Source organism: Streptomyces antarcticus (assembly GCF_026627255.1).
GTDB lineage: Bacteria > Actinomycetota > Actinomycetes > Streptomycetales > Streptomycetaceae > Streptomyces > Streptomyces antarcticus.
The window spans coordinates 156687-170156 of the sequence record NZ_JAPNLM010000011.1; the positions used below are offsets into that span (position 1 = coordinate 156687).

Here is a 13470-nt window from a genome sequence, read left to right on the forward strand (position 1 = left end):
GGCCTCCCACCAGCCCGCATCCTCACGAACAGCCGGCCCAGGTGGGGCGGACGGCGTGGTGCTCCCCGGACCAGCCGGAGCGGGGAACGCCGACGCCCGCGGACGGCCCCTTCACCTGGCCGTCAGGACAGGCAGAGACCACCGGCGGGCGACAGCCCGGCCGTCGAGAGAGGGGCACGCCACATGACAGCGCGCCCGGACCTGGGTGGTGCTCGACCGGGGTGTAGGCGGACCACGAGCGCGGACGGTGGCATCGCGCTGGTCTCCAGGTCGCGCAGGGCCGTCTTCGGTCCACTGCCGGCGTGCAGGTGCGGCCAGACGAACAGGAGCAGGGCGCGCAGCGCCTCCAGGGCAGGCCTGCCGCGCCACAAGAGCCGTTCGGTCAGCCCGAACAGCCGTGCGGCGAGCACCAGCATGACCAGGTGTCCGGCGAGGAAGACCTCCGGCGGAACTCCGGCCGCCGAGGCATGCTCGACCGGACCCGTCGGCGACTGCGACCCGGTCACGGCCGCGCAGGCACCTGGCAGCGCGTACGCCGCGTGGTAGGCCAGTTGGGCACCGGCCAGCGCCGCCATGAGCTGGCCGTCGGAGAGTTTGTGCCGAGTCAGCAGCACCGCACCGGGCGCCGCGGTCGCGGCCATCCCGAGGAGCACGGCCCAGCGCGGCGTGTGCCCCTGCGAGAGGAGGTGGCCCACCAGTGGAAGCAGTACGCACAGTGCCGCGAGGACGCCGGCGCGCAGGCCGCGCACCACTCCGCGGGCCGGCGAAGGCGGCCGCGACGGGAGGATGGCGGACATGGCTGCTGCACTTTCGGGGAGACCGGTCGGGGACGCCCCTGAGACACGGGTAGAGCCCCACGGGCACCCGCAGGGTATCCCGGGACCCTGGCGTGCTCGCACCCGCACCCCGTTCCTCCGTGGAACCGGCACGCCACGGATCCGCGACGCACGGAGGGGTGGCGAGCGTGGGCCGCCCGCTCGCCGAAGCCGGCAGGACGGGGTGGTGAAGGACGTCTGGTGACAGGACGAGAACGGGCGAGTCGCGTAAGCGGAGTGCGGTCGGGGTGTCAGGGGTGATCGACCACCGCCGTGCGGCGGCCGGCGCGACGCGGGGGCGGGGGCGGGGCCGGAGTGCGGGCGCGGGTGTCGGACTCCCGCGAAGGGCTGTGGAACCGGTGGGCGCTAGCGTTGGCACAGCGCCGTGTCCACGACTGCCTCCACGCGCCTCGTGCCCGAGATGTCGGCCGGAATACTGGTCACCGCGATGTTGGCGGCGCGGCGGCCGTCGTCGGTGATTCCGCCCCGGGTCTCGTACCCCACGATGTCGCCACCGTGGCCCCAGTAGACGCCGCCGCAGGACAGCTTCCTGCTCATGAGCCCCAGGCCGTAGTGGGCGCCGGTGTCCCCGACCGGGACGGTGGTGCGCATCTGGGCGAGCTGGGCGTCCTCCAGGAGGTCGCCGCGCAGGAGCGCCGTGAAGAAGCGGTTGACGTCGGAGTTGGTGGAGATCATCTGGCCCGCCGCCCCGCCCGCCGACGGGTCGACCTCCGTGGAGTCGCGCAGTTCCCCGTCCGGCATCGCGCGGTAGCCCTTCGGGTGGGGTTCCCGGATGGTTTTGTCTCCCGGGGCGGGGAAGTAGGTGTGGCGCAGCCCGATGCGCCGGATGACACGCCGGTCGATCTCCTCCGCGAGGGGCCGGCCGGTGACCTTCTGGATGATCAGGCCGGCGAGCACGTAGTTCGTGTTGCTGTAGCTCCACCTCTCCCCGGGAGAGAACTCGGCCTTGTGCTTCAGGGCGATGTCGACGAGGTCCCGGGGCTCGAAGTACCGGTGGGCGATCTCGTCGTCGCTGATGTGCACCCCGTACTCGGGCAGTCCGCTCGTGTGCTGGAGGAGCTGCCGGACGGTGATGTGGCGTCCGTCGATGCCCTCCCCGCGTACGAGCCCCGGGAGATGGGTGTCGACCCAGTCGTCGAGGCCTATCTTCCCCTCGCCGACCAGTTGCAGCAGGACCACCGCGACGAACGTCTTGGTGTTGCTGCCGATCCGCACCTGGCCGTCCCTGGGCACCTTCGCGCCGGTTGCCAGGTCGCCGACGCCCGCCGTGTACGTCTGAGTGCGGCCGTCGCCGCCCCTGACGGTCGCCAGTGCTGCGGGCTGGCCGTCCCGTACCAGCGCGTTCAGGCCTTGCTGCACGCTGTCTGGCCGCGCGGCGGCGGACGCCGTGGTCGGTGCCAGGACGCCGGCGGTCACGATGGCGGCGGCCACCGCGGCCGCGGCCGCCAGCGCTCCGCGGCGCCCGCCGCTCCGCCGCTCGGTGGAAGGGGACCAGTGCTGTGTCTGCTCGCGCATGATTCAACTCCGTGGGAATCGTGGGGTCCTGCCGGCTGTTCCTGCCGCCCGTCGACCGGGCAGGGCACGATCATGGGTTCACTGGGGTCCGGCGCGCATCGCGTGAAGGCGGGAGAACGGTCTCCCCCGATCGGGGGAGGTAGCCGGGCGAGCCGCCCGTACATACTGGGCGATCATGATCAAGGGAATCAGACTACTGCTGCGCCGCTCCACCTACGCGGGTGCGCTGTTCGCCTATGGCGCCGCACTCGCGAGCCTTCCCCTGCTGTCCTTCGCCCTGCTGCCGGTGCTGGCGTGGCGATCCGCTCCCGAAGGCGTGCAGGTCGTCGTGGTCCTCCTCGTCTGGGGCGCGTTGATCGGTCTGGTCGGTCTCGCCCGCACCACGCGACGGGTGCTGACCGCGTCCGCCCGGCGGCTGCTGCGGGTGTCGTTGCCCGAGCCAGTCGCCGTACGGACGTCCACGAACCCACCCGGTGGCCCGGTCCCCTCGATGTCCGCTCCGGCAGCGTCGCGCGCCGACCGCTGGCGCACTCCGCTCTGGCTGCTGCTGCACGTGGCAGTCGGGTGGACGGGCGCGCTGACGAGCGGTCTGCTGCTCTTCGTCGGCCTGACCCTGCCCGGGGGCTGGCTCGACGCCGAGTTGGGACTGAGCCTGTTCGGCCGGTCGGTACGGGTGGAGGGCGGCTGGCAGAGCTGGGCGGTCGGGCTCGGCTGCCTGGTCCTCGCGGCCGCCGTGTGCGTGCTGGTGACGAACGCTCTGCGGTGGTCGGCGCCCAGGCTGCTCGGGCCGTCCGCGGCCGAGCGGCTCGCGCTGGCGGCCGAACGGGAACTGCGTCTGGCCGAACGCAACCGGCTGGCACACGAGTTGCACGACTCGATCGGGCACACGCTGACGACCACCACGATCCAGGCGGCGGTGGCCGGCGAGGTGCTCTCCGCCGACCCGGTGGCGGCGCGGGCCGCCCTGCGCAGCATCGAGGAATCGGCCCGAGCCGCCCTGGAGGACCTGGACTACGTACTCGGCGTCCTGCGCGAGAGGGATACCGAGACGGCTCCGACCCGTACCCTGGCCGATCTGCCCGAACTGCGCGACCGCGTGCGGCACACGGGCACCGCGGTGGAGTGGCAGCTGACCGGGGACCTGACGCGGGTGCAGGGGACGCTCTCGCGGGCCGCGTACCGGATCCTCCAGGAGGGGCTGACGAACGCGATGCGGCACGGAGCGGGCGGCCCGATCGAGGTCCGCGTGACGGCCGCTCCGGAAGGACTGGAACTCGGTGTGGTCAACACGATGGGTACGGGTACGGGTGAAGGTACGGGTGCGGGTTCGGGCCACGGCCGCGGGCGTGCCTTTCCGTCGTCCGGTCACGGTCTGCCCGGCCTCGCCGAGCGCGTCCGGCTGCTGCACGGCGAGTTCGACGCCGGCCCGGACGGCCCGCGGCACTGGCGGCTGGCCGTCAGGCTGCCCGTACGGTGGTCGCCATGACCGATCCCGGCAGCAGCACACCCGTCACGCTTTTGATCGCGGACGACGACGAGGTGACCCGTAGCGGATTGCGTACGCTGCTCGCGGCACAGCCCGGGCTCACGGTGGTCGGAGAGGCCGCCGACGGGGTCGAGGCGGTCGAGCAGGCGCGGCTGCTGCGTCCGGACGTGGTCCTGATGGACGTACGGATGCCGCGCCGCAACGGGATCGAGGCCACCCGGCAGCTCCTCGCCGAGCCGGGCGGATCGGGTGCGTCGGGCCGACGGGCCGGGCGGACCGGGCGGACCGACTCGAACGGGGCTGCCGGAGCGCCGAAGGTCGTGGTGATCACCACCTTCGAGAACGACGACTACGTGACCGCCGCGCTCAGCGCCGGGGCCAGCGGCTTCGTGCTCAAGCGGCTTCCGGTCCGGCAGATCGCGGAGGCGGTACGGGTGGTGGCGGCGGGAGAGGCGATCCTCTTTCCGGCCACCCTGCGCCGGATGGTCGCCGCCCGTCCGCTGGGCTCCACCGAAGCCCTGCCGAAGGCGGCGTTGACGGGGCGGGAGGAGCAAGTCCTGCGGCTGATGGCCACCGGCCAGTCCAACCCGGAGATCGCGGAGTGCCTCACGGTGAGCCTGGAGACGGTCAAGACGCACGTCGGGAACGTCCTGACGAAGCTCGGCGCGCAAAACCGGACCCACGCGGTGGTCATCGCGTACGAGTCCGGCCTGGTGGCCCCGGGATTCACGGGCTGCTGAGGTACCCGACGGCAGGCGTCTTCCTGGACGCGCCGACCCGGTGCCGTCCGCACGTCCCGCATTCCTCCGGGCACAGCGCGAAGGATCTGATCGGCTTCGAGCAGGACGTGGACAGGTTCACGAGAGCACCATCGTCATCCCACGCGCTTTCGCCCGCGCCATCGCGGCCGTGGACAGCAAGCCGGGACCCAGATCTACCGACCCTCGCCTCGGCTGCTCGTGTCAACCCCAGTGCTACACGGCTGGTCACTCCTCCCCCGGCCTGGGCACTGTCCGGCGGATCATGTGGCCGTGACGGCACCACGTTGGTTTTCGCGGGCCGGACCGCGCCCGGTTGCGGAGCGTTTCTTCCCCTCGGGCATGGGGAGGACTGCCAGTGCGGTATCTGCGATGTTCCGCAGCGTCTCCGGGGCCAGGCCGGCCTTGCCTACCGCCTCGATACCGCGGACCACCGTCAGCAGCAGTGCCGCCAACCGTTCCGGATCCGCAGCGCTGTCGATGTCGCCGTGGCGCTGGGCTGCGCTGATCTCCGTCCGCAGTAGGGTCAGCAGTGCCGTCATGGTCTCGGCCGACCGTCCGGCGACCGTCGGATCGTGCTGGGCCAGTTCCGCCGCGCCCTTGGCCAACAGGCACCCGCGGCGCTCGGTGTCGGAGGCGGTGTTCTCCGCCATTAGGTGCACGTATCCCGACAGCCTGACCCAGGCCTCCGCGTCCGGGCCGTCTGCCAGCCGCCCTTCGGCCACCTCAACGACTGCGGTGCACCAGTCACCGAAGACCCGGTGGAACAGCTTGCCCTTGTCGCCGAATGCACCGTACAGACTGCCCTTGCCCAGGCCGGTCGCCTGGGCGATGTCGTCCATCCGGGTTCCTGCATAGCCGGTCGCCCAGAACTGTTCCCGGGCCCGCTCCAGGACGTGGCGTTCGTCGAATGCGCGTGGTCTCGCCATGGTCTCAGTCTATCCATTCTTGACTCGACCGTCCATTACTGCCTACGTTATGGACGATCCATTCCACAACTGAAGGGGTTCGACGTGCCAGGCGTACTGCAGGAGAAGGTGGCCGTGATCACCGGAGGGACCAGCGGGATCGGGCTGGCCATCGCACACCGCTTCGTCCGGGAGGGCGCACGGGTCTTCGTGACCGGCCGGGACATCGACCGCCTCGAAGCGGCAGTCAAGGAGATTGGTCCTGCGGCCACCGGCGTACGATCCGACGTCTCGGTCCTGGCCGACCTGGACGCGCTCTACAAGCGAGTCCGCGAGGAGGCCGGACGCATCGACGTGCTGGTGGCCAACGCGGGAATCGTCGCGGACGCCGCGCTCGGCGCCCACACCGAGGCGAACGTCGACCTGACACTCGCCGTCAACGTCAAGGGCCCACTGTTCACCGTCCAGAAGGCGCTTCCGCTGCTGGCGGAGAACGCCTCCATCCTGGTCATCGGCTCAAGCAACAGCGTGCGCCCCAACGAGCACCTCGAGGTCTACAGCGCCTCGAAGGCGGCGTTGAGCAACCTCGTGCACAACTGGGCCCGGCAATCGCGAGAGCGTCGATTCCGGGTCAACGTCCTCAGCCCGGGACCCACGCGGACCCCTGCCCTGCTGCGCGCCGCGGGGCCGGACGTCGACCGGTTCGCCGAGGCCGTCGTGCCACTGGGGCGGCTGGCCGACGCCGAGGAAATCGCCGAGGCCGCCCTCTTCCTGGCTTCGGACGCCTCGTCGTTCGTCACCGGCGCCGAACTCTTCGCCGACGGCGGCTACACCCGGGCCTGAACGACGTCCGGTGGTGCGCATCCGGTTCCCTCGAAGCGAAGGGGCGCACTCCCGGCCGCGCGTGTGCGTCGTACGAGGCCCAGTGCGCTCGAAGCAACGAGATCGTGGCCGCGGCCTCTTTGGATGACGCCGGCCGCCGCCCCGACTGCCGGTCCGGCAACGCCGGCCTCCGCCGGGTGCTCATCCACTTTCGTTGGTCCCGGCAGGTCCATGCGGGGTGGCGCTGTGCGGTGCTGTTCACGTCGTCCGGTGCCGGTCGGGACCAGCGCCGGACGACGTGAAGGCCGTCGGCGCGGGCACGGCCGCATGTCCGCGGTGCGGCGCTGACCGGAGAGCAGCCGCGGGTCAGGCGGCAGTGCGGCGGCTGGTCGGGCTCGGCGTGCGCCGTCTCCCAGTAGACCATCGTCTCGTACATCCGTCGGCCGTAGAGGTACGTACCGACGGGGCGGAAGAGGTCGTTGACGAAGGTGTGCACCTCCTGGTCGTCAGCGGCCCCGGTGCCGAGGTCCCCTTCCGCCGCTTCGGCGTAGCCGTCGAGGGAGGTGATCATCGAATAGATGAGCTTTGCCATGCGTCGCTCCTCCGGATACGAGCGCGTCAGTCTGCCGCGGCTCCCGCAGGCTATGACCTCCGCACGACCCGGAACTCATCGATCGACTGCGCGGCGTCACGGGAGCACCTCCGCGCGCGCCGATGAAACGGATTCCGGTCGACGGGTAAACGCGGTGCCTCGCCGCGGGTGTTCAGCGGTGTCGCAGTCGGCAGGGCATCTGTTGACGTTACGTGTTCGGCAGGGGATGTGGTCGGGTATGTGGGAAACCGTCGTGCTCGCGGGACTGGCCGCTACGGTCAAGATCGCCCTCCAGGTGGTGGCCTGGCGACGAGAGCTGGCCCGTGAACGTGAACGGCGTCGGCTGGTGATCGCCGCGCTGGGGCTGGAGGGTCGCAGGGTCCATGTGGAGGACCGCCGTCCGGACGGGGGCGTCCTCACCGTACGGGGCGACGGCCCGGCCGCCTCGACCGGCCAGGAGGGGGAAACACCATGAGCGGTGGGACCGGCAGTGTCCGGGCCGGTGCGCAGGAGCCCGTACCGGAAGGCGGCGGCGAGGCGCCGGAGGACGTACGCGCTCCTGTCGACTTCGACGCGTTCTTCACGGCCCATCGTCCGGCTTTGCTGGCCCGGGCGGTGATGCTGTGCGGCAGCCGTCAGGACGCGGAGGACGCCGTCCAGGACGCCTTCCTCGCGGCGTTGGAGAACTGGGACCGGATCAGCCTCTACGAGCAGCCGAACGCGTGGGTGAGTCTGGTGATGCGGAGAAAACTGTGGCGCGCGCTGCGTCTGCGCCTCAAGATCAAGCGCGCGGCGCTGAACGTGGCCCAGCCCCGTCAGGCACTGCCGGAGGAGACGGAGCAGGCTCGCAGGGTGCTGACCGCGATGGCCGCCCTGCCGCCGCGCCAACGGATGGTGCTGGTCATGTACGGCCTCTACGCCATGACCCACCAGGAGATCGCCGATGACCTGGGCATCGCGGCCTCCACGGCGCGGGGAAACCTCCGCAAGGGGCGCGACAACCTCCGCCGCATGCTCGGGCTCGATCCGGACACCGATCCCCTGGGCGAGGTGAATCTGGTGGGCACCGGCGGTCCGGCGCCTGGTGACCGGCTCGCCGCCGCCCTGAGCGCCACCGAGTCCTGGCTCTGCTCGGCGTTCGAGGAGGACGAACAGGCACCGCGGCGGGCCCGGGCCGGCCTTGCCGAGCGGCATCGCAAAGGCACGGGGCGCGGGTGACGGGGAGGACGCCGGCGGGGACCACGTCGCGCGCCCTGCTCGGCTGCGCCCTGCTGGCCGGAGTACACCTGCTCGCCGTCGCCGTCCTGGCCACCCAGCTGCTGCTCGTCGTAGCCGTCCTGACCACGGAAGCCTGGCCGATCGCCGTGCTGGGTTCCCTCACGGTGCTCCCCGTCGCCACCCTGGCCCTCGGGCTGCTGGCGGGGACGTCCGCCGGCCTGGCCGAAGGGCCGCGGGTCGTGCTGACCCCGCAACAGCAGCCCGAACTGTGGGCTCTGACCCTGCGACTCGCCGGCGAGCTGGGCACCGCCCCGCCCACGACGCTGCGTCTGGCCGACACCGTGAACGCCAGCGCCGGCGAACGCGGCCGGCTTCTCGGTCTGATCGGAGGCCCCCGTACCCTGGACCTGGGCCTGCCCCTGCTTCTCGGGCTCACCACGGACGAGCTGCGCGGCGTCCTCTGCCACGAACTGGGCCACTACGCGGGCCGGCACACCCGGCTGGCCGCCGTCAGCCACCGCGGCAGCGTCGCACTGGAACGCACCGTCCGCCACCTGGAGGTCCTGGAGACCGACCAGACCAGCATCAAACCGCCGGTACGGCTGCTCCTGAAGCTCACCAAGGCCTACAACGGCGTGTACCTGCGGCAGACCTTGGCCGTACGGCGCGGTCAGGAGCTCGAGGCGGACGCCGCGGCGGCCCGGACGGCCGGGGCGTGCACGTTCGCGCGGGCCCTGAGGACCGTGCACGCCCTGGCGGCGACCTGGGACGAGTTCACGGAGGACCGGGCCCGAACCGAGGCCCCGCCGGAGGACCGGGCCCGGCCGGAGAGCCCACCGGCATCGGCGGCCGGCAAGCGCGGCGACGGGTCACTGCCCCGCCTGACGCTTCCCGACGGCGTGTTCCGGGACTTCGCGGACCGGCTCGCCGATCCGGTGGCCCGGCCGCTCGCCGACGGCGGGGGAACCCCGGCACCGCACGTCGGCTCCGGGGACGGACTCGGCAGCCACCCGCCGCTGGAGGTCCGGCTGGCGGCCCTGCGTGCCGACGACGACATGGACGGCGCCCGCCGACCGACGGTGAGCGCGAGCCCTCCCGCCGCGGCGCTCCTGCGGGACCTTCCCGAGCTGGCCCTGGCCCTACAGGACGCCCTGCGCCCGGTGGGTGGCTCGGATCCCGCGCAGGGCGGCGCCACGGTGTCGGTGGAGGCGCCTCGGCCCAGCAGGGCCTTCCTTCGGTTCAAAGTCAAGACGTTGCTGATCGGGATGGTCCTGGTCCTGACGGGAAGCGTCTTCGTCCACACCGTCATCTCCCCGCCCCGTACCGATCCGCCACCGTTCTCCCCGCCCCGCACCGGTCCGCCACCGTTCTCCCCGCCACCCGGCACGCGGAACGTCCGGCCCGAGGCATCACTCCTGCCGCCACCCCTTCCGACGTCCGCCCTCTCGCCTCTCCCACCGCCCGGGCAGGCCACCGCTCTGCCGCTGCTGCCGGGCGGGTAGTCCGCTGAGCCGGCGGACACGGGTGACGCCGCGATCGACGACCTGCGCGGCACTCGTGGCCTCCCCGACCATCGAAGGCGGGCATGACGTCGCTCGGCCCCTATCGCCGCCGAACGCCATGCCCGCCTCCGAGGCCCGCGCAGCCGACCCCGGCACCGCTCACGCCGGCTCTGCGCCGACCGCGGCTACGCCGTCGAACCTGCTACGGGCGGTTGATGACGAACTGCGAGCCGGGCTCGACCAGGACGTCGCCCTCGGCCGAGTTGGTGATCGTCACGTTCGACAGGGTGGCGCTGCCGCGGGCGCCGCCCATCGCGAGGATTCCGGAACCGTTGTTCGACTTGTCGATGCGGACGTTGCTGATCTTCACATCCGGCATCTCACCACCGCCCGTCTTGAACTGGATGCCGTCGTACGTCGAGTCGATGATGTCGGTGTCACGGATGGTGACGCCGGGAATCGGCTGTCCCTGTGCGAACAGGGTGATGGCACCGAACTCCTGGTCCTCGTTCCAGAACGCGCCGCCCGTGCGGTACAGGGCGTTGTTGGCGATCAGCGTCTGTCCGGAGAAGGGCAGAGGATCGTGGTCCGTCGCCAGCATGATCCCCGGGTAGTTCATGGTGTCGGAGATGATGTTGTTCTCGATGGTGTTGCCGGATCCGCCGTAGACGGCGATGCCGTTGGCACGCCAGGGCAGCTGGATGGTGTTGTTCTTGAAGTGGTTGTTGGAGCCGATGTCCACCGAGGTGTCCTTGACGTACTTGCTGGCCCAGACGGCCAGCGCGTCATCGCCGTTGTTGCGGAAGGACGAGTTGTAGACGGTGGAGTTGCGCGTGCCGTTGGCGAAGTTGATGCCGTCGGCGTACGTGTTCCGGACCCTCATCCCGCTGAACTCGACGCCGTCACCGGGGCCCCACAGCTCGGGAATGTTCGTGTAGTCGCGGCCGGCCCAGACACCGACGTTGGCATGCTCGATCCACACGTTGCTGATCTTGGTGTTCTTCCCGAAGCGGCCGTTCAGGCCGACGCCGCCCTCTTCGGTGCCGTTGTTGCCGCGGATGGTGCCGGAGCCGAAGATGGCGATGTCGGAGATCTGCGTGTTGTGGTCGATGTCGAAGCCGAAATTGCCCTCGTGGGGGTGGTTGATCCCACCGGCCTGATGCGGCGGGGTGAGGGTGTACAGCTGCGAGTGCCACATGCCCGCCCCGCGGATCGTCACGTCCCGGATGCCGACGGTGTTGTACATTCCCCGGTTCAGCGGGTCGTCGGTCAGTATCTTCTGCTCTTGGCGCCACTGTCCCGCCGGGATCCACACGCAGGAGATCTCGCCCTTCTGATCCGCCGTCACGGCGCGCTGGATCGCGTCGGTGTCGTCGAGACCGTCGTTGGGCACCGCTCCGTAGTTCGTGATCGACACACAGCCCGCCGGTTGTGCGGCCGGGGCCGCGACCTGCTCCAGGTCGATCAGGTCGATGATGTAGAAGGAGGCGGTGTCGCCCGCGTCGCGCTGCAGCCGGAACGTGGTCCCCGCCGGGTAGCTCTGTGCCAGCAGGGCGTGGGACTCGTCGAACAGCCGGCGCGCATCGGCACCCGGCGTGTTCGTCAGACCCTCCGGGTCGTCGGTCGTCCCGTACAGCCAGCTGTGCTTGGACGTCAGGTTCAGCTTGCGGACGAAGACGTCGTTCGCGTAGAGACTGATCGTGGCCTCGGCGCCGCCACCGGAGGAGGCGTCCGGGATGGAGTTGCGCACCACGATGGAGTTGGACGCGTTGGTGGAGGTGAACTCGACGTGATCACCGGTGGAGTTGAGGCGGACGGACTTGCGGCCCGAGGACTCGGTGGCGAAGTTGGTGTGCCCGAAGGTCCGCTTCTGGTCGGCGGTCAGCAGGGTGCCCCGGTAGCGGGCGTCCTCCGCCTCGTACTCCGTATACGGGACGGCGGCCCCGCGTCCCACGACCAGCGAGCGGCTGAAGACGTTGTTGTTCTCGTTCGTCTCGGCGACGGTCGCGGTGGCGTCGGCCGTCGCGGTGAGGGTGACTCCCCCGCTCGCGGCGGTCCACGTGCCGGAGAGCGGCACGGTGACCGACTGGCCGGCGGCGACCGCGGGGGTCGTCCCGCCCAGCGTGGTGGTTCCGGCGGTCAGCCGCGTGACGGTTCCGGCGGCGACACCGGTGGTGCCCCGGTTCTGGACCGTCGCGGTGAAGGAGACCTGCGCGCCGACGGCCGGCGCGGCCGGGTTCGGCGTGATCGCGGTGACCGTGAGGTCCGGGCCGGGGGCTTGGCCGACGACCAGCTTGGACGAGCCGGTCCGGCTGTTGTTGGTGTCGTCCTGCTCGACGACGGTTCCCGCCGGGTCGACGACGGCGGACACGGTGTAGCTGCCCATCGCCTTCCTGCCGACAGCAGCCTTGACCGTCGTGGAGGCACCGGCAGCGAGCGCGCCGACCTGCGCGGTACCGGCCACAGCGCCCTCGAGGCTCACGTTGACCGATGTCGCCGGCGAGGCGGCGGTACCGGCGTTGCGGACGGTCGCGCTGACCTCGACGGGGTCGGTCTCCGAGGGCGAGGCGGGGGTCCATACGAGGTCGGTGATCGTGAGGTCCGGGTTCGGGGCGGCGGTGCCGACCACCTGGAACTCGGCGGCCTGCGCGCCGGGGGCGCCGCTGTTACTGAAGACCTTCAGCTGGACATCGGCGTACCGGCCGGTGACCGGAATGGTGATGGTGTTCCCGCCCGATGACGGGCTGAACTGGTAGTCGGCGCGCGCCTTGAGCGACGTGAATCCGGTGGCCGCCTGCTCGCGCCCCAGCACCTCGATGGCCTGCGTACGCGGACCCCATGCCTGGTCCGGGTTGAGCCGGACCTTGACCGCCTGGAGCTCGGCGTTGGCGCCGAGCTTCGCCGTCAGGGTCGCGGGGAAGCCGGCCGATTCCCAGTAGGTGGCGTCGCTGTCGTCGTTGGCGTTGGCGGCCACGTACGACTGCGTCACCGACGAGGCCTCGATCGGCTTGTTGCGCGCCAGGTTGGTGCCGCTCGGTTCCGGATCGGGCGGGCCGCCGCCCGCCTCGCCGAAGATCTCCAGCTCGGAGAGCTGGGCTGCGTTCCACCCGGTGTTCGACGCCACCTGTACGCGAACGAAGCGGGCCGTGGTCGCGGTGACGGGGATGCTGACGGTGTTGGCCCGGGCCGGGTCGAAGGTGCGCGCACCCGACCCGGAGAGCGTGGCGAACGAGGTTCCGTCCGTGCTGCCCAGCACGCTCAGCGTCTGGACGCGGGAGCCCCAGGAAGCGGGCAGTTTCAGCGCCACCCGGTCCACTCCGGTGCTGGCCCCCAGGTCGACCTGCACCCACTGCGGAAGCACCCCGTTGGGGCCCTCCCAGTACGACGCCTGGCTTCCGTCCGTCACGTTGTTGGCGACGTAGCTGGCGTTCGTGCCGCCCGCGCTCGCGGGCTTGCCCTGGGCCTTGTTGGGTCCTTCCACGGCATGGGCGGGCGTGGGGAGCAGGCTCGCGCCTATCAGCCCCGCCGCCATCGAGCCGACGATCAATCGCCGTCCCAGTTGTCCGGATCGCATGAAATCCTCTTGATTCCTCATCTGCGGCGGCCGGTAGCGGGCGCGACCCTGTCCGCCAGCGCACAGCACCGATGAGCGGCAGGGGCGGGCGGCCGGATCGGCAGCACCAGGTGAACGTCGACAGACCCCTTGCCAAGCGCCGACCACGTCCCAACACGAAGCGAGGGCGGCACCAGCAAGCTTCTTTGAGCGTTTCAGTCAATATTTTGCGTTGTCAGAGTGATACATTTCTATCAGGTGACCATCCTGTCAACGGTTC

The 13470-nt window shown here is 70.9% G+C and carries 10 protein-coding genes and 1 pseudogene; 6 read left to right on the forward strand and 5 right to left on the reverse strand.

Annotated features, from left to right (window positions below):
* Positions 1 to 122: 122 nt before the first annotated feature.
* Together OTB16_RS18680 and OTB16_RS18685 are read right to left on the reverse strand one after the other, a co-directional pair.
* Positions 123 to 797 carry a hypothetical protein gene (locus OTB16_RS18680; protein ID WP_267721349.1) on the reverse strand — a complete coding sequence of 225 codons (675 nt, stop codon included), beginning with the start codon at positions 795 to 797 and terminating at the stop codon, positions 123 to 125.
* Positions 798 to 1181: 384 nt separating this feature from the next.
* Positions 1182 to 2351: a serine hydrolase domain-containing protein gene (locus OTB16_RS18685; protein ID WP_267721350.1), complete on the reverse strand. Its 1170-nt coding sequence runs from the start codon at positions 2349 to 2351 to the stop codon at positions 1182 to 1184.
* 175 nt (positions 2352 to 2526) lie between these two features.
* Between OTB16_RS18685 and OTB16_RS18690 the strand changes: the two genes are divergently transcribed.
* The gene (locus tag OTB16_RS18690; protein WP_267721351.1) at positions 2527 to 3837 is read left to right on the forward strand and encodes a sensor histidine kinase; all 1311 of its coding nucleotides are present in this window, start codon (positions 2527 to 2529) and stop codon (positions 3835 to 3837) included.
* Complete coding sequence (locus tag OTB16_RS18695; RefSeq protein ID WP_267721352.1) at positions 3834 to 4577, forward strand: response regulator transcription factor; 744 nt, start codon at positions 3834 to 3836, stop codon at positions 4575 to 4577. The genes OTB16_RS18690 and OTB16_RS18695 overlap by 4 nt, the downstream gene beginning before the upstream one ends.
* A 281-nt stretch (positions 4578 to 4858) precedes the next feature.
* Here the strand turns inward: OTB16_RS18695 and OTB16_RS18700 are convergent, their stop codons facing one another.
* On the reverse strand, positions 4859 to 5524 hold the full coding sequence (locus tag OTB16_RS18700) for a TetR/AcrR family transcriptional regulator (RefSeq protein WP_267721353.1): 666 nt from the start codon (positions 5522 to 5524) through the stop codon (positions 4859 to 4861).
* 84 nt (positions 5525 to 5608) lie between these two features.
* Between OTB16_RS18700 and OTB16_RS18705 the strand changes: the two genes are divergently transcribed.
* Positions 5609 to 6346, forward strand: a complete 738-nt coding sequence (locus tag OTB16_RS18705; RefSeq protein WP_267721354.1) for an SDR family NAD(P)-dependent oxidoreductase — start codon at positions 5609 to 5611, stop codon at positions 6344 to 6346.
* A 349-nt stretch (positions 6347 to 6695) separates the two neighbouring features.
* Here OTB16_RS18705 and OTB16_RS39315 read toward each other — a convergent pair.
* A pseudogene (locus tag OTB16_RS39315) lies at positions 6696 to 6917 on the reverse strand (dihydrofolate reductase family protein); the annotation flags it as partial.
* A 238-nt stretch (positions 6918 to 7155) separates the two neighbouring features.
* Between OTB16_RS39315 and OTB16_RS18715 the strand changes: the two are divergent.
* From OTB16_RS18715 to OTB16_RS18725, 3 genes are read left to right on the forward strand one after another with little or no spacing between them, the layout of a single operon-like run.
* A complete protein-coding gene (locus tag OTB16_RS18715; RefSeq protein WP_267721355.1) occupies positions 7156 to 7392 on the forward strand; it encodes a hypothetical protein in 237 nt (78 codons plus the stop codon).
* Complete coding sequence (locus OTB16_RS18720) at positions 7389 to 8135, forward strand: RNA polymerase sigma factor (RefSeq protein WP_267721356.1); 747 nt, start codon at positions 7389 to 7391, stop codon at positions 8133 to 8135. The genes OTB16_RS18715 and OTB16_RS18720 overlap by 4 nt, the downstream gene beginning before the upstream one ends.
* Complete coding sequence (locus OTB16_RS18725; protein WP_267721357.1) at positions 8132 to 9637, forward strand: M48 family metallopeptidase; 1506 nt, start codon at positions 8132 to 8134, stop codon at positions 9635 to 9637. Before OTB16_RS18720 ends, OTB16_RS18725 begins: the two co-directional genes overlap by 4 nt.
* Positions 9638 to 9839: 202 nt before the next feature.
* Here the strand turns inward: OTB16_RS18725 and OTB16_RS18730 are convergent, their stop codons facing one another.
* Positions 9840 to 13211, reverse strand: coding sequence for a CARDB domain-containing protein (locus tag OTB16_RS18730; RefSeq protein WP_267721358.1), 3372 nt, complete (start codon positions 13209 to 13211; stop codon positions 9840 to 9842).
* Between the last annotated feature and the right edge of the window lie 259 nt (positions 13212 to 13470).